This is a genomic window from Pseudomonas sp. Pseusp18 (assembly GCF_059506005.1).
Map to the genome: position 1 here is coordinate 1,381,178 of NZ_CP169240.1, position 19,685 is coordinate 1,400,862.

General features: G+C 58.7%; 14 protein-coding genes. 11 read left to right on the forward strand and 3 right to left on the reverse strand.

Translation table 11 applies throughout. The features are described from left to right. Positions 1-416: 416 nt before the first annotated feature. Positions 417-689: a hypothetical protein gene (locus ACEN9A_RS06090; RefSeq protein WP_028939372.1), complete on the reverse strand. Its 273-nt coding sequence runs from the start codon at positions 687-689 to the stop codon at positions 417-419. Between the two features lie 185 nt (positions 690-874). Next, positions 875-1,138 carry a DUF2790 domain-containing protein gene (locus tag ACEN9A_RS06095; RefSeq protein WP_258672676.1) on the reverse strand — a complete coding sequence of 88 codons (264 nt, stop codon included), beginning with the start codon at positions 1,136-1,138 and terminating at the stop codon, positions 875-877. 367 nt (positions 1,139-1,505) lie between these two features. On the opposite strand from ACEN9A_RS06095, the gene acs reads away from it, so the two are divergent. From acs to ACEN9A_RS06130, 7 genes are all read left to right on the forward strand, one after another. After that, a complete protein-coding gene (acs, locus tag ACEN9A_RS06100) occupies positions 1,506-3,461 on the forward strand; it encodes an acetate--CoA ligase (protein WP_019582878.1) in 1,956 nt (651 codons plus the stop codon). Between the two features lie 642 nt (positions 3,462-4,103). After that, positions 4,104-4,877, forward strand: a complete 774-nt coding sequence (locus tag ACEN9A_RS06105) for an ABC transporter substrate-binding protein (protein WP_019651761.1) — start codon at positions 4,104-4,106, stop codon at positions 4,875-4,877. A 90-nt stretch (positions 4,878-4,967) separates the two neighbouring features. Further along, a complete protein-coding gene (locus tag ACEN9A_RS06110) occupies positions 4,968-5,657 on the forward strand; it encodes an ABC transporter permease (RefSeq protein WP_007934894.1) in 690 nt (229 codons plus the stop codon). Next, entirely contained in the window at positions 5,654-6,352 is a 699-nt protein-coding gene (locus tag ACEN9A_RS06115; protein ID WP_018926395.1) for an ABC transporter permease, read from the forward strand. Before ACEN9A_RS06110 ends, ACEN9A_RS06115 begins: the two co-directional genes overlap by 4 nt. Before the next feature lies 1 nt (position 6,353). Further along, a complete protein-coding gene (locus ACEN9A_RS06120; RefSeq protein WP_258672677.1) occupies positions 6,354-7,466 on the forward strand; it encodes a succinylglutamate desuccinylase/aspartoacylase family protein in 1,113 nt (370 codons plus the stop codon). Between the two features lie 27 nt (positions 7,467-7,493). Then, positions 7,494-8,258: an ABC transporter ATP-binding protein gene (locus tag ACEN9A_RS06125; protein ID WP_007971015.1), complete on the forward strand. Its 765-nt coding sequence runs from the start codon at positions 7,494-7,496 to the stop codon at positions 8,256-8,258. Positions 8,259-8,537: 279 nt separating this feature from the next. Continuing rightward, positions 8,538-9,518 carry a GlxA family transcriptional regulator gene (locus ACEN9A_RS06130; RefSeq protein WP_007934898.1) on the forward strand — a complete coding sequence of 327 codons (981 nt, stop codon included), beginning with the start codon at positions 8,538-8,540 and terminating at the stop codon, positions 9,516-9,518. Between the two features lie 33 nt (positions 9,519-9,551). Here ACEN9A_RS06130 and ACEN9A_RS06135 read toward each other — a convergent pair whose 3' ends face one another. Further along, positions 9,552-14,417 carry a dermonecrotic toxin domain-containing protein gene (locus ACEN9A_RS06135; protein WP_258672679.1) on the reverse strand — a complete coding sequence of 1,622 codons (4,866 nt, stop codon included), beginning with the start codon at positions 14,415-14,417 and terminating at the stop codon, positions 9,552-9,554. Between the two features lie 286 nt (positions 14,418-14,703). Between ACEN9A_RS06135 and ACEN9A_RS06140 the strand changes: the two genes are divergently transcribed. From ACEN9A_RS06140 to astD, 4 genes are all read left to right on the forward strand, one after another. Continuing rightward, positions 14,704-15,924, forward strand: a complete 1,221-nt coding sequence (locus ACEN9A_RS06140; protein WP_019651764.1) for an aspartate aminotransferase family protein — start codon at positions 14,704-14,706, stop codon at positions 15,922-15,924. 132 nt (positions 15,925-16,056) lie between these two features. Further along, entirely contained in the window at positions 16,057-17,076 is a 1,020-nt protein-coding gene (aruF, locus tag ACEN9A_RS06145) for an arginine/ornithine succinyltransferase subunit alpha (RefSeq protein ID WP_007934901.1), read from the forward strand. A 79-nt stretch (positions 17,077-17,155) separates the two neighbouring features. Next, the gene (gene astA, locus ACEN9A_RS06150) at positions 17,156-18,181 is read left to right on the forward strand and encodes an arginine N-succinyltransferase (protein ID WP_019651765.1); all 1,026 of its coding nucleotides are present in this window, start codon (positions 17,156-17,158) and stop codon (positions 18,179-18,181) included. After that, entirely contained in the window at positions 18,178-19,647 is a 1,470-nt protein-coding gene (astD, locus tag ACEN9A_RS06155) for a succinylglutamate-semialdehyde dehydrogenase (protein ID WP_258674147.1), read from the forward strand. The genes astA and astD overlap by 4 nt, the downstream gene beginning before the upstream one ends. The last annotated feature ends 38 nt before the right edge of the window (positions 19,648-19,685 follow it).

Sequence of the window (19,685 nt, forward strand, 5' to 3'; positions counted from 1 at the left end):
CCCGTTTAAGTCCGCATTATAAGGAAATTTTCGGCCCCGTGGTGCGGCGAAATGGCACCTGGAGGGCTCGGCGAGGGGCGTTTTCAGGTTGGAGCGAGGGTTTACAGGGCTTTGGCGGAGGAAGTTTTTTTTTCGCCTGTTTCGGCTGGTTTTTGACGGTGAGGCCGGGGTGTTCGCACCGTTACGGGCAGCTGTTATGGCGCAAGCCAGATGGGGCGGGGCTTGCAGAGCAATAGACGGGGTTTTGTGGACGAGATTGTGTGCAATTCCGAGCTACAAAGGGTCTTGAAAAGCGTTGTTCAAAAAACAACCAAAAACCCCTGTTTTTCACTACATGTTGTGGTTTTGGTCGATTTTCAACCACTCCAGACACAACTAAGCCCGACCGAAGTCGGGCTGTGATGTCGCGCCGGGTTTCAGCTGAAACGAGCGGCACCCACGCGGTCAGAGCCATCAGCAGCAACTTTGGCTGCACCGATGTGATCGGCGCCATCGGCAGCGACTTTGGCAGCGCCCGTACGATCAAAACCGTCAGCCGCGAAAGAGGCAGAACCGGTGTGGTCGTATCCGTCAGAAGCGACAGCCGCGTCGTTGAAAGCAGCCGAGCCAGTGCGGTCGTAGCCATCGGCGGCGAAGGTGTTGGCGGCCAGGACGGAAAGGGTCAGGGCGAGGATCAGTTTGGTTTTCATGGTAGTGGCTCCAGGTTCATTGGCGTTGTGTGCCTTGGTGTGGAATTCATACTACGCCAGATAATTAGATTAAAAAGTGCAAATATATGCTTAAAGCAATCGTATTTATCGATACAAGGCTCGGCGCTTCATCTGGTCTCTAAAAAAAGGATGGGTCGAGCCTCAGGAGATGAAAGTGGGGCGGATCAGCCGTTGGAGCAGCCGTTACCCATGACGCTGTAGCGCAGAATGTGTCGCTGGCCTTTGGAGTCGTCGTAGACCATTTTGGCCGGGACTACTTCGCAGACGTTCGGGATTTCGCTCATCGAGATAACTTTGGCGATGTCCAGATGGGTGGAGTAGGTGTACTCCTCGACGACGGGTTGTTGCTGTGCGACATCAGTCGGGGCCTCGTCTGCCATGGCGGTTGCGCACAGACTGCTGAGGGCCAGAACCAATAAAGCTTTCATTTCAAAGTTACCTTTCTGAGGTCGAATGGGGTCACGCAATCTTTTTGGGATTGCGTGTGGAGCTTTGATAAAGAGTCTTGGATTAACTGCCTTCGTGGGGGCTGCAACTGGGTTAATCACATTGCCGTGTTGGCGAGACCGATTTTAGGCCTGGGCATGACGGGCATATAGCTGTGCTTTTGATAAACACCTTTGGCAGATTTGGTAATAATCGTCGAGCCCCCTAAAACAGTGGGTTTGGGCGCTTCGTTGCGGTATAGCCACATTTTGTAGGGGCTTGTTACTACCATCGTCGAATGGTTCTATAGGCCCGCCCCGGCTACAACTGGGGCCATACAAAAACAACTATTCCACCGAGGTAAGAAAGATGAGTGCGGCTTCTTTGTATCCCGTTCGTCCCGAGGTAGCAGCCAATACGCTGACTGACGAGGCCACTTACAAGGCCATGTACCAGCAGTCGGTCGTCAACCCGGACGGCTTCTGGCGCGAACAAGCCAAGCGCCTCGACTGGATCAAGCCTTTCACCACGGTGAAGCAGACGTCCTTCGACGATCACCATGTCGACATCAAATGGTTCGCTGACGGCACGCTGAACGTTTCCTACAACTGCCTCGACCGTCATCTGGCCGAGCGTGGCGATCAAGTCGCGATTATTTGGGAAGGGGATGACCCTGCCGAAAGCCGCAACATCACCTACCGCGAGCTGCACGAACAAGTCTGCAAGTTCGCCAACGCCTTGCGCGGCCAGGATGTGCACCGCGGCGACGTGGTGACAATCTATATGCCGATGATCCCCGAAGCCGTGGTCGCCATGCTGGCCTGCGCCCGGATCGGTGCGATTCACTCGGTGGTGTTCGGTGGTTTCTCGCCGGAAGCCCTGGCCGGTCGCATCATCGACTGCAAATCCAAAGTGGTGATCACCGCCGACGAAGGCATTCGTGCCGGCAAGAAGATCTCGCTCAAGGCCAACGTCGACGACGCGCTGACCAACCCGGAAACCAGCAGCATTCAGAAAGTCATCGTGTGCAAGCGCACCGGCGGCGACATCAAGTGGAACCAGCATCGCGACATCTGGTACGAAGACCTGATGAAAGTGGCGGGCACCGTCTGCGCGCCAAAAGAAATGGGCGCCGAAGAAGCGCTGTTCATCCTTTATACCTCCGGTTCCACCGGCAAGCCGAAGGGCGTTCAGCACACCACTGGCGGTTATTTGCTGTACGCGGCAATGACCCATGAGCGCGTGTTCGACTACCGCCCGGGCGAAATCTACTGGTGCACCGCCGACGTCGGCTGGGTCACCGGCCATTCTTATATCGTCTACGGCCCGCTGGCCAACGGTGCTACCACGCTGCTGTTCGAAGGCGTGCCGAACTATCCGGACATCACCCGGGTGGCGAAGGTTGTCGACAAGCACAAGGTCAACATCCTCTACACCGCGCCGACCGCGATCCGCGCGATGATGGCGTCGGGCACCGCCGCTGTTGAAGGCGCCGATGGCAGCAGCCTGCGTCTGTTGGGGTCGGTCGGTGAGCCGATTAACCCGGAAGCGTGGGATTGGTACTACAAGAATGTCGGCCAGTCCCGTTGCCCGATCGTGGATACCTGGTGGCAGACCGAAACAGGCGGCAACATGATGAGCCCATTGCCGGGTGCTCACGCGCTGAAACCTGGCTCTGCAGCACGGCCGTTCTTCGGCGTGGTGCCGGCGCTGGTGGACAACCTGGGCAACATCATCGAAGGCGTTGCCGAGGGCAACCTGGTGATTCTCGACTCGTGGCCAGGCCAGGCGCGCACGCTGTATGGCGACCATGACCGCTTCGTCGACACCTACTTCAAGACTTTCCGTGGCATGTACTTCACCGGTGACGGTGCGCGTCGTGATGCGGACGGTTACTACTGGATCACCGGTCGCGTGGATGACGTGCTCAACGTTTCCGGCCACCGCATGGGCACCGCCGAGATCGAAAGCGCGATGGTCGCTCACCCGAAAGTCGCCGAAGCGGCGGTGGTCGGTGTGCCGCACGACATCAAGGGGCAGGGCATCTATGTCTACGTCACGTTGAATGCTGGCGAAGAGACGAGCGAGCAACTGCGCCTGGAGCTGAAGAACTGGGTGCGTAAAGAGATCGGCCCGATTGCCTCGCCGGATGTCATTCAATGGGCGCCGGGCCTGCCGAAAACCCGCTCGGGCAAGATCATGCGCCGGATTCTGCGCAAGATCGCCACGGCGGAATACGACGGGTTGGGGGATATCTCCACCCTGGCCGATCCGGGAGTGGTGCAGCATTTGATTGATACGCACAAGACCATGAATGTTGCGTAAGTAGCATTCGGAGTCATCGAAGCCCTGCCAGGTGTTGAGTCTGGTGGGGCTTTTTGTTGTTGAAGATCAAAAGATCGCAGCCTTCGGCAGCTCCTACAGAGATCGCATTCCAGCTGTAGGTGCTGCCGAAGGCTGCGATCCTTTGCTGTTGATCTTCAACCAATAATTATCGGCTTCCACCGTGGGCCATTTCCTACTGTTACCCATCACCCTTCAAGTAACTGAATGTGTAACCGCTCGCCCGATAACGAGGCATAGGGAAACGCAAAGCCCCGTTTCAGGGCCTCTGAACCTTGCATAAAAAATTAGACACCACGCTGTGCTTGCCGGATTAGAAGGGTTTGCCAATAATAGGCCCGCAATTTGCAACATAGATCGGTTCACTGTCTTTTGCTCTTGCATGAAATTGCAGAGCTGTCAACGTGCCCAAACGGCATTCTCGGTGCTTCTGTAATTTGTTGTCGCATTGAAGAAATATCGGCTTCGGGCCTGTCGTTAGAATGCCAATCACTCGCTCGTCGTTGCCTGCGTTGAAATCAGCGCACGGTTCCTAGGACGCAGCACCGCTTTTTGGTTTAACCATTCGCATATTGGGCTGTCGCTCACTCTGCCGTTTTTGCCCTTTACCGATGGAGTCCCAAGATGAAGAAACTCGTGCTGCTTGGCGCCCTGGCACTGTCCGTGCTGTCCCTGCCGACATTCGCCGATGAAAAACCTCTGAAAATCGGTATCGAAGCGGCTTACCCTCCGTTCGCCTCCAAAGCACCGGACGGCAGCATCGTGGGTTTCGACTACGACATCGGTAACGCCCTGTGCGAAGAGATGAAGGTCAAGTGCCAGTGGGTCGAGCAAGAGTTCGACGGCCTGATCCCGGCACTCAAAGTGCGCAAGATCGACGCGATCCTGTCGTCCATGTCGATCACTGAAGACCGCAAGAAGTCCGTGGACTTCACCAACAAGTACTACAACACCCCGGCCCGCCTGGTCATGAAAGCCGGCACTCAGGTCAGCGAAAACCTGACTGAGCTGAAGGGCAAGAACATCGGCGTGCAACGTGGTTCGATCCACGAGCGTTTCGCCCGCGAAGTCCTGGCCCCGCTGGGTGCCGAGATCAAGCCTTACGGTTCGCAGAACGAAATCTACCTTGACGTGGCCGCCGGTCGCCTCGACGGCACCGTGGCAGACGCTACCCTGCTGGATGACGGCTTCCTGAAAACCGACGCCGGCAAGGGCTTCGCCTTCGTTGGCCCTGCCTTCACCGACGTCAAATACTTCGGCGACGGCGTAGGGATCGCGGTTCGCAAGGGCGACGCGCTGAAAGACAAGATCAACACCGCGATCGCGGCCATTCGCGAGAACGGCAAGTACAAGCAAATCCAGGACAAGTACTTCGCCTTCGATATCTACGGCAAGTAATCGTCCCCGCAACAAGTCCGAAATGGCGCAAGCAACAGGATCTCTGAGGTTTGCGCCATTTTTTCATCCCAACTTTCGAGGACCTGAATCATGTTGAAAGGCTACGGGGCTGTCATCCTCGATGGCGCATGGCTGACGCTTCAGCTCGCCTTGTCGTCCATGGCCCTGGCCATCGTCCTGGGGCTGATCGGCGTTGCGCTGCGTCTGTCGCCGGTGCGCTGGCTGGCCTGGCTGGGCGATCTGTATTCCACGGTGATCCGCGGTATTCCCGATCTGGTGCTGATCCTGCTGATTTTCTACGGCGGCCAGGACCTGCTCAACCGCGTTGCGCCGATGCTCGGCTATGACGACTACATCGACCTGAACCCGTTGGCCGCCGGTATCGGCACCCTGGGCTTCATCTTCGGTGCGTACCTGTCGGAAACCTTCCGTGGCGCGTTCATGGCGATCCCCAAGGGTCAGGCAGAAGCCGGCATGGCGTACGGCATGAGCAGTTTTCAGGTGTTCTTCCGGGTGTTGGTGCCGCAGATGATTCGCCTGGCGATTCCGGGTTTCACCAACAACTGGCTGGTACTGACCAAGGCTACCGCGCTGATTTCGGTGGTGGGTCTGCAAGACATGATGTTCAAGGCCAAGCAGGCGGCAGACGCTACCCGCGAGCCTTTCACCTTCTTCCTCGCGGTGGCGGCGATGTACCTGGTGATCACCAGCGTCTCGTTGCTGGCATTGCGTCATCTTGAGAAGCGCTACTCGGTAGGCGTAAGGGCGGCTGAGCTATGATCTTCGACTACAACGTCATTTGGGATGCCTTGCCGCTGTACTTCGGCGGGCTGGTGACCACCCTCAAACTGCTCGCGCTGTCGCTGTTCTTCGGTTTGCTGGCGGCATTGCCGCTGGGGCTGATGCGCGTCTCCAAGCAGCCGCTGGTTAACATGAGTGCCTGGCTGTTCACCTACGTGATCCGCGGCACGCCGATGCTGGTGCAGCTGTTCTTGATCTACTACGGTCTGGCGCAATTCGAAACAGTACGTGAAAGCTTCCTCTGGCCATGGCTGTCCAGTGCCTCGTTCTGTGCGTGCCTGGCCTTCGCGATCAACACCAGCGCCTACACCGCCGAAATCATCGCCGGCAGCCTGCGCGCCACGCCGAACGGCGAGATTGAAGCGGCCAAGGCCATGGGCATGTCGCGAATCAAGATGTACAAGCGGATCCTGCTGCCATCGGCCCTGCGCCGGGCGCTGCCGCAGTACAGCAACGAAGTGATCATGATGCTGCAGACCACCAGTCTGGCGTCGATCGTGACCCTGATCGACATCACCGGTGCCGCGCGCACGGTCAACGCTCAGTTCTACTTGCCGTTCGAAGCCTACATCACTGCCGGCGCGTTCTACCTGTGCCTGACGTTCATTCTGGTGCGCCTGTTCAAAATGGCCGAACACCGCTGGCTGGGCTATCTGGCCCCGCGGAAGCATTGATATGGAACGTATCGATCATGCTTTGCCGTGGAGCCACCTGGGCAGCGAACGCCGGATTTCGGTGTTCCGCTTCGGTACTGGCGAGCGCAAGGCCTACATCCAGGCCAGCCTGCACGCCGATGAATTGCCGGGGATGCGCACGGCCTGGGAGCTGAAAAAGCGCCTGACCGAACTCGAAGCCCAAGGCTTGCTCAACGGTGTGATCGAACTGGTGCCGGTGGCCAATCCATTGGGCCTGGGTCAACTGCTGCAGGGTAACCATCAGGGGCGTTTCGAAGCGGGCAGCGGTAAGAACTTCAACCGGGATTTCGTCGAACTCAGCGCGCCGGTGGCCGCCGAACTCGATGGGCATCTGGGTGATGATCCTCACGCCAATATCCGTGTGATCCGCCAAGCCATGAGCGATCACCTGGCGGCTTTGCCAGAGGCGAGCAGCCAGTTGCAAGGCATGCAGCGCATCTTGCTCAGCCATGCCTGCACCGCCGATGTGGTGCTGGATCTGCATTGCGATTGCGAAGCGGCGCTGCACATGTACGCCTTGCCGCAACACTGGTCGCACTGGCGTTCACTGGCTGCGCACTTGAACGTCAAGGTCGGCCTGCTGGCGGAAGATTCCGGCGGCAGTTCCTTTGACGAAGCATGCTCGCTGCCATGGCTGCGTTTGTCGCGTCTGTTCCCGGATGCGCAGATTCCACTGGCCTGCCTGGCGACGACCATTGAACTGGGTGGTCAGGCCGATACCGGTCGCGCTGAAGCGCAGGCTCACGCCGAAGGCATTCTGGCGTTCCTCGCCGAGCAAGGCTTGATCGGCGGTGAATGGCCGAAGCCTGCGCAAGACGCGTGCGAAGGCATGCCGTTCGAAGGCACCGAATTGCTGTTCGCGCCGCATCCTGGCGTGCTGAGTTTTCTGCGTAAACCCGGTGAATGGGTTGAAGCAGGCGACGAGATTTTTGAAGTGATCGATCCGCTGGCGGATCGGGTCAGCACGGTGTGTGCTGGTACGTCCGGGGTGCTGTTTGCCATTGAACGGCTGCGTTACGCCCAACCCGGTTTCTGGCTGGCCAAGGTGGCGGGGCGCGAAGCGCTGCGTCACGGGCGCTTGCTCAACGACTGACTGACTGTTTTTGTGAGAACCGACCGCATGTACAAACTTGAAGTCCAAGACCTGCATAAACGCTATGGCAGTCACGAAGTGCTCAAGGGCGTGTCCCTGAAAGCGGCGGCTGGCGATGTGATCAGCATCATCGGCTCCAGTGGCTCCGGCAAAAGTACTTTCCTGCGTTGCATCAACCTGCTCGAGCAGCCGCACGCGGGCAAGATTCTGCTCAACAACGAAGAGCTGAAGCTGGTCGCCAACAAGGACGGCGCGCTGAAAGCCGCCGACCCGAAACAGCTGCAACGCATGCGTTCGCGCCTGTCGATGGTGTTCCAGCATTTCAACCTGTGGTCGCACATGACCGCGCTGGAAAACATCATGGAAGCGCCGGTGCATGTGCTCGGTGTGTCCAAGGCCGAAGCCCGCGAGAAAGCCGAGCACTACCTGAACAAGGTCGGCGTGGCTCATCGCAAGGACGCCTACCCGGGCCACATGTCCGGTGGCGAGCAGCAACGTGTGGCGATTGCCCGTGCGCTGGCGATGGAACCCGAAGTGATGCTGTTTGACGAACCGACCTCGGCCCTCGACCCCGAATTGGTCGGTGACGTGCTGAAAGTCATGCAGGCCCTGGCGCAGGAAGGCCGGACCATGGTGGTGGTGACGCACGAAATGGGCTTTGCCCGTGAAGTGTCGAACCAGCTGGTGTTCCTGCACAAAGGCGTCGTCGAAGAAAGCGGCAACCCGCGCGAAGTGCTGGTCAATCCGCAGTCGGAACGCTTGCAACAATTCCTCTCGGGCAGCTTGAAATAATCAGAACTGCCGTTGCGCACCGGGATAGTGCATGCTTCGCAGCCTGAAGGCTGGCCCCGATCCCCTGTAGGAGCTGTCGAGTGAAACGAGGCTGCGATCTTTTGACTTTTGATTTTCAAGATCAACAGATCGCAGCCTCGTTTCACTCGACAGCTCCTACAGGGGGGCGGCAAGCCAGCTCCTACATTTGATCTTTGCTGGTTTTGCGATTTGTGTTCATTTACGGGCTAGCATTGGCCCATGCCTTCATCATTGTTCTTCGTTTCGGATCGCCTGCCCATGACTGCCCATCGAATTGGTTTCCTGATTTGGCCCAGCACTAAAGCTCTGACGCTTGCGCTGGCTGAGGAGGCCTTGCGTGTTGCCCAGCGTGTGCACCCGGACGTTGTTTACGAATTGTCGTTTTTGCAGGCCGAACCGCCGACCGACGGCGCCTGGCAACTGCCCGGTGAGCCATGGGCCGGCAAGCTCGAAAACTTTCAGAAACTGTTCCTGCTCGCCGATGAGCCGCCGACTTCTCTCGCGCCGCCGCTCAGCAGTGCGTTGAAACAACTGGTGCGCGCCGGTTGTGTGATCGGCGGATTGTCCGCCGGTGTTTACCCATTGGCGCAACTGGGTTTGCTCGATGGTTATCGCGCTGCCGTGCATTGGCGCTGGCAGGACGATTTCGCCGAGCGTTTCCCGAAGGTGATTGCCACCAGTCACCTGTTCGACTGGGATCGTGACCGCTTGACCGCGTGCGGCGGCATGTCGGTGCTCGACCTGTTGCTGGCGGTGCTGGCCCGCGATCACGGCGCCGAACTGGCCGGTGCGGTGTCGGAAGAATTGGTGGTCGAACGCATTCGCGAGGGCGGCGAGCGCCAGCGTATTCCTTTGCAGAACCGCTTGGGTTCCAGCCATCCGAAGCTCACTCAGGCGGTGTTGCTGATGGAAGCCAACATCGAAGAGCCGCTGACCACCGACGAAATCGCTCAGCATGTGTGCGTATCGCGTCGGCAGCTGGAGCGGATCTTCAAGCAATACCTCAACCGCGTGCCGAGCCAGTATTACCTGGAACTGCGCCTGAACAAGGCCCGGCAGATGTTGATGCAAACCAGCAAGTCGATCATCCAGATCGGCCTGTCGTGTGGCTTCTCTTCAGGGCCGCATTTCTCCAGTGCCTACCGCAACTTCTTCGGCGCTACGCCGAGGGAAGATCGCAACCAGCGGCGCAGCAGCAGCCCGTTCGAGTTGTCGTCGGTGCCGTCCGAGCGCGGGTGAACAAGTGCTCCACGCTCGGAGCTAAAGGCTGTGTTACTCGTCCATCGCGGAGCTGTCGGAGGATGAAATCTCCATTTCGCCTCGATTGATGACTGCTTCCACGCCGAAATCCGCAGCCGTGCCTTCAAAGTAGTCGATCAGCCGTAACAGGCTCTCCTCGGAAAGCGGATTGCCTCTCAGGCTAATGTTCTCCGCGATGTCCAATGGCATTTCCAGAATGTCACTGGGGACTTCGGTGATTGCGTTTTCGCTCAGGTCTGCCCAATCCAGTTCAGTCAGTTGTAACAGGCCATGTGGTATTTCGGTGAGACCGGTGTCATTTAGCAGGACGGTCGCCAGACTCGGCATCTGGCTCACATCCAGTGTTTGCCCCAGAGGGTTGTGGCCCAGATCGAGATACTCAAGTTGTTCCATTCCCGCTAATGCGTTTGTCGACTCCGGTGACAAACTGATGTAGCAGTCGGGCAATGACAACGATCTCAGTTGGCTCATCTTGAATACCGCATCAGGAATGTTGCCCAGGTTGCACTCGCGCAGCCTGAGGCTTTTGAGGTTGGGGAAGGAATCCAGAAAGCGCCCGATACGGGGCGCACCGTTGGCACCCCGAAGTTCCAGCGCCGACACATGGTTGAAGTCGGCTCTCAGGCTCGGCAGGTCTCCGTTGATGATGGATTGGAACGTGAGCTCGAACGTGGGCTCAAGGGCGTCGTTGAAATCATCCAGTTCGGATTCATGCTGCCAGCACCTCTCAAGAAGCTGTTTGAATTGGTCACGGTTGGCTTGTTCGACAGCCAGTTGGTTGGCATCGAAGAGGGCGCCCGTAACTGGGTGTAGGTCCGGAACGTCGGTGGCCCAGACAGACAAGTCATTTCTCAATTGAGCAAGTTCTTCTTCAAGGCGTGTCAGATAGGTGCGGCCTTCCTCCAGCGTGCCCGGCAATTCGTAGACAAACTGACTCGCTTGCTCGACGTCCATGCCGGGGTATAGCGCAGTGACGCGATCAATGTCCGCCTCGGGGGCATAGACGGACATGTCGTAAGCGGTATCGAAGTGGTGTCGCTTGATCAGTTCTCGGGCTCTGTTGGAAACCGGATTGTGCGTGAGGTGTATGCCACGCTTGTTGTACAACGAGCTCTCGAACAACCCGGCAGGCAACTCGCTGATACGGTTGTTCGTCAGCAGAAGGGTGTCGAGCCTTGGGTGTTGCAGGGCGCCGGCCGGAATTTCGGACAGGTCGGTAGCGCTCAGATCCAGGTGAGTCAGTTCGCTCATTGTGTCGATGTGGGGTGCGGTTTCAAACGGATTCTTGTACAGATCCAGCGAGGCCAGCTTCTTCAATGAAGTCAGTTTCGACCATGTGGCCGCGTCAATCCTGATGCCGCAATCGCTTAGAACCAGGGCGTGAAGGTCTGTCATTCGAGGGATAGCGTCGGGGAGGGTGGTCAGGGAAAAACGGCGTAACTCCAGGCGGCGCAATCCACTGAATCGCTGTAGAAACGCTGGAATACCCTGCACGGTATGGTTGCCCTCCAGGGATAGCAGCGACACATGAGCAAAATCTGCATTTATTGACGGCAAGTCACCGATTATCGGCTCTGCAAACTTGAGCGTATACCGGCTAGTGCCATCCGGTGTGTCGAAGTCCCGTTCGGTCTGTCGTCGCCAACTGCGCTGGATTTCCTGAGCCAGCAACTTGCGATTGTTTCTCTCGGCTTGTTGATCCAGCTCACTGAGAGGGCGTCCGGTTTCAGGATGAACAGTGGGCGCCTCATTGATCCAGGTGCCCAGGTCCTGATGCAGTCGGACCAGCTCTCTATTCAGGCGTGAGAGTTCAACGCGAGCGCCATCGGGGTGACTCTGCAATGCCTGGACTATGGACTGCAATTGCTCTTGAGACAGGTTGGGGTAAACATCTCGAACCCGGTCATTAAGCGTAGGTGTCTCGCGGCTGGCTCGACTATAGCCCTGCGTGCCACCGGGCAAGCGCATGGTGGTGGGGTCATAGTAGGGTTTGCGATGGGGATTTTTTGCGAACAATGCGCGTAATGCCGGTTGCTCCAGAGCGTGCTCGGCGATGCGTTGTTTGAATGTCCGGGCGTCTCCAGGTGAAGGGCTCAGTGCATTGCGTTGTGCATCCGGCAGCGCCTGAAAGAGGGCCTGATAGAAATCACCGGGTACTGATTCACTGTCCTGGTGAGCCTGGTAGGTCCCGTCTTCGGCACGCACCAGCGTTTGAAGTGTCGGCGCATCGGGCTGACCAATGCTGTCGCGCACGGTCCCTTCATGGGAATAATCCCGCACCTCGATACGCAGCTCGGCAGGCCAGTTGGGCAATGAGTTCAGGCTATGTAAGGCCAGCCGATGGGTATCGGTGGTTTCCAGAGCTTCGGAATAAAGGCCTTCACAGGCTCGGGTTGCGCGTACGGCTTCCATGGCTTTTTGTGCCGCGTCCTTGAGGCGTTGGGGCATGCGATTGTTGTGGAGCTGCCGTAATTCGGTGCCGGTGGCATTGCTCACCAGCTCTTGTGCAATATCGGTCGGTAGTCCCTGCACCTCGTCGAGCAGTTGCTGAACTTGCGGGTTATCCGTTTTTTCCTCTGCGCGGTAGCGCATTTCGAACAGCGATTTGCGGTACCTCAGGGCGAGATCCGCAGTCTGCTGTCGGAGTGTTTGCGTTTGGGTTTCCAGTGCCGGCACAGGAGTATCGACAGGCCATGAGTCGTATCGGCTCAGCAGTTGATATTGCATGGCCGGATCGGCCTTTCGATAGTCCTCGGGTTGGTCGCTGCCGATCTGTTCGATAAAGGTTTCAATGTCCCGATTGATCCTGAAGCGCTTGATCGTGTCTGTCAGCAGCGAAGGCGGGCGATACCGCTCGACATGCGTTTCACGCACTACGTTGTCGTGGTAACCGCTGATCCGCAGGATTTGCTCGCGCTCGGCGCTGCTGAACGATTCAACACTATGGCCGAGGCGACGCATGACCTTTTCCCGGTCCCAGTTCAACGGTTGTTCCAGCTCTGTGTGCCAGGCGCCGTGGTTGTTATGCAGTAGAGTCGGTTGATAAGCATCGGCCCGGTTCGGATGCTCAATTTGAAATGCACCCGACGTGTGATCAGGTTTCACGGCATACAGTTTTTCTTCCAGTGGCAGCAGTGTCTTGCCCCCGTGACGATAGAGGCCAAGCTGATCGGGTTTTGATCCTTCGGGCAAACTGAGTGTTTGTTCGTAAGGTGTGAGATTCGGCTGCCAGTAACGGGTTTTTCCCTCAGGTGTCGTGATGGGTTTGAATGGGGCGATAAGCCCGATAGCTTCGCGCGAAAGCAGGCGACTGAAGGCGCCGGCAGCGATGGCGCCGCCCACTGCGAAGGTGCCTATCTGGACCACTGTTTCGGCGAACGTCATCAAGTGCCCCAGCGCTTCTGTTTTCAGCCCTATGGCCAGGTCCACGATGCCTTCGAAGGTCTCGTCGAGTAACTGGTAGGCCATATAGGCCAGCATCAATTCGCCAAGAAACGGAACAAAAGGCAACGCAACAAATGTCGCGATTTCAAGGAGTGTCGAGGCCACTTTGCTGAAGGCATCCCACAATGCCCACCGTGCGTTTCGGTCGGCGGAGGCGGTGGAGACGGCGAGCGTGCTGGCGTCGTTGAGGATCTTGTTCAGTTGCCGCTGATGGAGATGGTTCCACAGGTCCGCTCTGAACGGGGTCATCGAAAACCGGAGGTTGGGCCTGTCGATGGGTGTTTCGCGCCAACTCGGCATTGGGTCGCCATGCTGGTGTGGGTGCCAGGTTACGCTCTGGAGGCGACGATTGAGATCAGCAAAAAAATGTCCCCTTTCTTTGTGGTCGACGAAGCGACTGAAGAACGTTTGGTAAGCGGGAGCGCGCAGCTTGCGGGTTAGCTCGTTCAGGAACGCCAGTGTGTCTGGGTATTGCTTGAGAGGATGCTCCGGATCGTCCGGGATGTAGGCGATGACCCGCGTTGCCTTGCGTGCCCGGTCAAGCTTCGGCGTGAACATGACGATGCCGGTCAGTGAGGAGGACATTATTGTCAGGTCGTGACAATAAAGCGGCTGACCATCCAGTCGCGCGCCCGGACGTCCTTCCACAATGCGCAGGATCGAGAGACGGGCGTCCTCTGGAATGTCGCGACGGATGTGCGCCATTTGCAGTGCGGACTTGAGTGCGGTTTTGTGCGAACCGATCACCTTCGATTTCAACACCGCTGCGGCCACCGGATTGGTCAGCCCCAGATTGTCTTCAAGGTAAGTGGTGTACTGGGCGCCGATATCCAGTTCCCGGCACAACAGGGCAAAGGCTGCGACGGTGATTTTCTGCTTGACCATCGGCAGTGTCTCGAACTGCCCTGTGGGCGACGGTTCGGTGATGAACGTCGAGGCGGACTCATAAGCATCCGCTGCGGTTTCCGATTCCTGAAAATTATGAAGGCAGGCATCGAGCAGCGAGACGGTCCAGGTACGCGCAGCGCCCGTCTTGATCCCGAATAAGGGCACTGTTTGAGGCATGTAGAGGCGCAGGAAAGTGGTTTTGACATCCAGTTCCAGGTCAAACCGGGTTTTCAGGGCTGCGCTCAAAAGGGGGGCGGCAAAGTCTCGTGCGTTTTGCAGCTTCGACAGCATCGAATCCAGGCGATTTCGATGGGTCCAGTGTTCCTGGCTGAGTTTTTTCAGCGATTCATATTGCGACGGCGTCGCGGTGCCATGCCAGTCCGGCACCGCAAGCGAGGCTTGTTTGAGGGCGCTACGTGTACCAGGCGAGGCTTCTAATACCCAGCTCGGCAGATTATTGAACAGGTGATGGTAGTGATCGTCCGGTTGTGTGGTGGATTCACTGACGGCGACAGTGGAAGGGCGATCATTTTCGTATCGGCTCATGCGCTATTCCCTTAGCGTTTTGATTGGCCGCCAGCAAAACAGATCATGATGTGTCTGGTGCGGTACATAATTACCGCACTGTCCGACAACCCTGCCTATAACCTGTGTCGACAGTTTAAACTGCGCCTTTGCGACGGTATTTGTCGCATTGCCGTAAACCCGGGCAAAACCGGTGTTTGCGCTATAAGAAGTTGTCGCTTGGCGGCAAGGCCGGGCTGAAAACTGTCCTTACAATCCCCTCATCGCTCGCCAGTTTCAGGCGAGTGTTCCTCATCAGGAGACTCCGATGTCCGTTGAGCACGCTGCGGTAGAACGCGCCGATTTTGACCAGGTAATGGTTCCCAACTATGCGCCTGCCGCTTTCATTCCTGTGCGTGGCGCCGGTTCCCGTGTTTGGGACCAGTCTGGCCGCGAGCTGATCGACTTCGCCGGCGGGATTGCCGTTAACGTATTGGGCCATGCGCACCCGGCGCTGGTCGCTGCATTGACCGAACAGGCGAACAAGCTGTGGCACGTGTCCAACGTGTTCACCAATGAGCCGGCCTTGCGCCTGGCCCATAAGCTGGTCGACGCCACGTTTGCCGATCGTGTGTTCTTCTGCAACTCCGGCGCCGAAGCCAACGAGGCCGCTTTCAAGCTGGCCCGTCGCGTGGCCCATGACCGTTTCGGTACCGAGAAGTACGAAATCGTTGCCGCGCTCAACAGCTTCCACGGCCGTACCCTGTTCACCGTGAACGTTGGTGGCCAGTCGAAGTATTCCGACGGTTTCGGTCCGAAGATCACCGGCATCACCCACGTGCCTTACAACGATCTGGCCGCGCTGAAAGCCGCTGTTTCCGACAAGACCTGCGCGGTGGTGCTGGAGCCGATCCAGGGCGAAGGCGGCGTACTGCCGGCCGAGCTGTCTTACCTGCAAGGCGCCCGTGAACTGTGCGATGCGCACAACGCGCTGCTGGTCTTCGACGAAGTCCAGACCGGCATGGGCCGCAGCGGTGAGCTGTTCGCCTACATGCATTACGGCGTGACCCCGGACATCCTGACCAGTGCCAAGAGCCTGGGCGGCGGTTTCCCGATCGCAGCGATGCTGACCACTGAAGACCTGGCTAAACATCTGGTTGTCGGCACCCATGGCACCACTTACGGCGGTAACCCGCTGGCGTGTGCTGTCGCTGAAGCAGTGATCGATGTGATCAACACGCCCGAAGTGCTGAACGGTGTCAAAACCAAGCACGACAAGTTCAAGTCCCGTCTTGAGCAGATCGGCGAGAAATACGGCCTTTTCACTCAGGTCCGTGGCCTGGGCCTGCTGCTTGGTTGCGTGCTGAGCGACGCCTGGAAAGGCAAGGCCAAGGACATCTTCAACGCCGCCGAGCGTGAAGGCCTGATGATTCTGCAAGCCGGCCCGGATGTGATTCGTTTCGCGCCAAGCCTGGTGGTTGAAGACGCCGATATCGATGCCGGTCTGGACCGCTTCGAACGCGCCGTGGCCAAGCTGACGCAAGCCTGATTCATACAGTGCTCCTCAGCGCCTATCGTAATAGATAGGCGTTGAGATTATTTCCTGTGCCGGGCCTGCCCGGCATTTTTTTCCCCGAGTTGGCGCAATTCGCCAACCTGATGTTAAGAAAGGAGTGACACCATGCTGGTGATGCGCCCCGCGCAAATGGCTGATCTGGGCGAGGTACAGCGTCTGGCTGCGGACAGCCCGATTGGTGTCACTTCCTTGCCGGATGACGTTGAACGCCTGAGCGACAAGATCGCCGCAAGCGAAGCCTCGTTCGCCGCCGAAGTGAGCTTCAACGGTGAAGAGAGCTATTTCTTTGTCCTCGAAGACACCGCCACCGGCAAGTTGGTCGGTTGTTCGGCCATCGTTGCCTCGGCCGGTTATTCCGAGCCGTTCTACAGCTTTCGAAACGAAACGTTCGTGCACGCCTCCCGCGAGCTGAAGATTCACAACAAGATCCACGTGCTCTCCCAGTGCCACGACCTGACCGGCAACAGCTTGCTGACCAGTTTCTATGTGCAGAGGGAGTTGGTGGGCACGCCTTGGGCGGAGCTCAACTCCCGTGGCCGTCTGTTGTTCGTGGCCAGCCATCCGGAGCGCTTTGCCGATTCCGTGGTGACCGAAATCGTCGGTTACAGCGACGAAAATGGCGATTCGCCGTTCTGGGATGCCATCGGTCGCAACTTCTTCGACCTCAACTACGCCGAAGCCGAGCGTCTGTGCGGTTTGAAGAGCCGCACGTTCCTCGCCGAGCTGATGCCGCATTACCCGATCTACGTGCCGTTGCTGCCGGACTCCGCTCAAGAGGCGATGGGCCAGGTGCACCCGCGGGCGCAAATCACCTTCGACATCCTGATGCGCGAAGGCTTCGAGACCGATCACTACATCGATATTTTCGATGGTGGCCCGACTCTGCATGCCCGCGTCTCGGGGATCCGTTCGATCGCCCAGAGCCGTGTAGTCCCGGTGAAAATCGGTGAGCCGGTCAAAGGTGCCGGTCGTCAGTATCTGGTGGCCAATGCCCAGTTGCAGGATTACCGCGCTGTGTTGCTCGAGCTCGATTACGCGCCGGGCAAACCGGTGACCCTGGATCTTGAAGCGGCCGAAGCCTTGGGCGTCGGTGAAGGTGCCAGCGTGCGCCTGGTGGCGGTTTGACGCCTGCTTCCTGGAGAGAAATGTCTGGAAAGCAGCGAAATTTCGCGGGTGGCGCAAGCGGCCCGTTTGAGGAGATAGCATGATCGTTCGTCCCGTACGCAGCAGCGATTTACCCGCTCTGATCGACCTGGCCCGCAGCACCGGCACCGGCCTGACCACTTTGCCGGCCAACGAAGAGCGGCTGGCCCATCGGGTTGGCTGGGCCGAAAAAACCTTCCGCGGCGACGCCGGGCGGGGCGATGCGGACTACCTGTTCGTACTCGAAGACGACAATGGCCGCGTGGTGGGTATTTCCGCGATTGCCGGCGCCGTCGGCCTGCGTGAGCCCTGGTACAACTTCCGGGTGGGCCTGACGGTCAGCGCCTCGCAAGAGCTGAACATCTACCGCGAAATTCCGACGCTGTTCCTGGCCAACGACCTGACCGGCAACTCTGAACTGTGCTCGCTGTTCCTGCACGCCGATTACCGCAGTGGCCTCAACGGTCGCATGCTGGCCAAGGCGCGGCTGCTGTTCATCGCCGAGTTCCCGCAACTGTTCGGCAACAAGATCATCGCTGAAATGCGCGGCATGTCCGACGAAGCCGGGCGTTCGCCGTTCTGGGAAAGCCTGGGCCGGCATTTCTTCAAGATGGAATTCAGCCAGGCCGATTACCTCACTGGCGTGGGCAACAAGGCGTTCATCGCCGAACTGATGCCGAAATTCCCGCTGTACACCTGCTTCCTGTCGCCAGACGCGCGCAACGTGATTGGCCAGGTTCATCCGGACACCGAGCCGGCCCTGGCGATGCTCAAGAGTGAAGGTTTCAGTTACCAAGGCTACGTCGACATCTTCGACGCAGGCCCTGCGGTGGAGTGCGAAACCGCCAAGATCCGCGCGGTGCGCGACAGCCAGGCGCTGGTGCTGGCCATCGGCACCCCGGGTGATGACGCCACGCCGTTCCTGATCCATAACCGCAAGCGCGAAGACTGCCGGATCACTGCCGCGCCAGCACGCTTCGCCGCTGGCACGCTGGTGGTTGATCCGCTGACCGCCAAACGTCTTCAACTCAACGCTGGCGATCAAGTACGCGCCGTTCCGTTGTCTGCAGCTCGGGAGTCGAAATAATGAATTCGCTATACATCGCCGGTGAATGGCTGGCTGGCCAGGGTGAAAGCTTTCAATCGGTGAACCCGGTGACCCAGCAAGTGCTGTGGGCCGGCGAAGGCGCCACTGCCGCTCAGGTCGAGTCGGCCGTGCAAACCGCGCGTCAGGCGTTCCCGGGCTGGGCCCGCCGAACCCTGGAAGAGCGCATCAGCGTGCTGGAAGCCTTTGCCGCCGCGCTGAAGAATCACGCCGACGAACTGGCTCGCACCATCGGTGAAGAAACCGGCAAACCCCTGTGGGAAGCGGCGACTGAAGTCACCAGCATGGTCAACAAGATTGCCATCTCGGTACAGAGCTACCGTGAACGGACCGGCGAGAAGAGCGGCCCGTTGGGCGACGCCACCGCCGTATTGCGTCACAAGCCGCACGGCGTGGTGGCGGTGTTCGGTCCTTACAACTTCCCCGGTCACTTGCCGAACGGTCACATCGTGCCGGCGCTGCTGGCCGGTAACAGTGTGCTGTTCAAGCCCAGCGAACTGACACCGAAAGTCGCCGAACTGACGGTCAAGTGCTGGATCGAAGCCGGTCTGCCGGCGGGCGTGCTGAACCTGCTGCAAGGTGCTCGCGAAACCGGTATCGCCCTGGCGGCGAACCCGGGCATCGACGGTCTGTTCTTCACCGGTTCCAGCCGTACCGGCAATCATCTGCACAAGCAGTTTTCCGGTCGTCCAGACAAAATCCTCGCGCTGGAAATGGGCGGTAACAACCCGTTGGTGGTGGATCAGGTCGCTGATCTCGATGCGGCCGTTTACACCATCATTCAGTCTGCGTTCATTTCTGCCGGCCAGCGTTGCACCTGCGCCCGTCGCTTGCTGGTGCCGCAAGGCGCCTGGGGCGATACGCTGCTGGCGCGTCTGGTGGCGGTCAGCTCGACCATTGACGTCGGTGCGTTCGATCAGCAACCAGCACCGTTCATGGGCTCGGTGATTTCCCTCGGTGCTGCGAAAGCCCTGATGGAAGCGCAAGAGCATTTGCTGGCCAACGGCGCCGTGGCGCTGCTGGAAATGACTCAGCCCCAGGCTCAGGCTGCGTTGCTGACCCCGGGCATTCTGGACGTGACAGCGGTTGCCGATCGCCCAGACGAAGAGCTGTTCGGCCCGCTGCTGCAAGTGATCCGCTACGCTGATTTTGAAGCGGCGATCGCTGAAGCCAACGACACCGCTTATGGCCTGGCGGCTGGCCTGCTGTCGGATTCCGAAGCGCGTTATCAGCAGTTCTGGCTGGAAAGCCGCGCCGGTATCGTCAACTGGAACAAGCAGCTGACCGGTGCGGCGAGCAGCGCGCCATTCGGCGGCGTCGGCGCCTCGGGCAACCACCGCGCCAGCGCCTACTACGCGGCGGATTACTGCGCGTACCCGGTGGCCTCGCTGGAAACCCCGAGCCTGACCTTGCCAGCGGCCCTTACGCCCGGCGTGCGCATGTCGTAAGACAGACCCTAGTAGCAGCCTATAACAACAGATTCTTG

What these genes read in the sequence shown, in the direction of transcription:
- ACEN9A_RS06140 (WP_019651764.1), top strand. Translation starts at nt 14,704, where the DNA reads ATGTCCGTTGAGCACGCTGCGGTAGAACGCGCCGATTTTGACCAGGTA.
- ACEN9A_RS06115 (WP_018926395.1), top strand. Translation starts at nt 5,654, where the DNA reads ATGATCTTCGACTACAACGTCATTTGGGATGCCTTGCCGCTGTACTTC.
- aruF (WP_007934901.1), top strand. Translation starts at nt 16,057, where the DNA reads ATGCTGGTGATGCGCCCCGCGCAAATGGCTGATCTGGGCGAGGTACAG.
- ACEN9A_RS06090 (WP_028939372.1), bottom strand. Translation starts at nt 689, where the DNA reads ATGAAAACCAAACTGATCCTCGCCCTGACCCTTTCCGTCCTGGCCGCC.
- ACEN9A_RS06095 (WP_258672676.1), bottom strand. Translation starts at nt 1,138, where the DNA reads ATGAAAGCTTTATTGGTTCTGGCCCTCAGCAGTCTGTGCGCAACCGCC.
- acs (WP_019582878.1), top strand. Translation starts at nt 1,506, where the DNA reads ATGAGTGCGGCTTCTTTGTATCCCGTTCGTCCCGAGGTAGCAGCCAAT.
- ACEN9A_RS06120 (WP_258672677.1), top strand. Translation starts at nt 6,354, where the DNA reads ATGGAACGTATCGATCATGCTTTGCCGTGGAGCCACCTGGGCAGCGAA.
- ACEN9A_RS06110 (WP_007934894.1), top strand. Translation starts at nt 4,968, where the DNA reads ATGTTGAAAGGCTACGGGGCTGTCATCCTCGATGGCGCATGGCTGACG.
- ACEN9A_RS06105 (WP_019651761.1), top strand. Translation starts at nt 4,104, where the DNA reads ATGAAGAAACTCGTGCTGCTTGGCGCCCTGGCACTGTCCGTGCTGTCC.
- astA (WP_019651765.1), top strand. Translation starts at nt 17,156, where the DNA reads ATGATCGTTCGTCCCGTACGCAGCAGCGATTTACCCGCTCTGATCGAC.
- ACEN9A_RS06130 (WP_007934898.1), top strand. Translation starts at nt 8,538, where the DNA reads ATGACTGCCCATCGAATTGGTTTCCTGATTTGGCCCAGCACTAAAGCT.
- ACEN9A_RS06135 (WP_258672679.1), bottom strand. Translation starts at nt 14,417, where the DNA reads ATGAGCCGATACGAAAATGATCGCCCTTCCACTGTCGCCGTCAGTGAA.
- ACEN9A_RS06125 (WP_007971015.1), top strand. Translation starts at nt 7,494, where the DNA reads ATGTACAAACTTGAAGTCCAAGACCTGCATAAACGCTATGGCAGTCAC.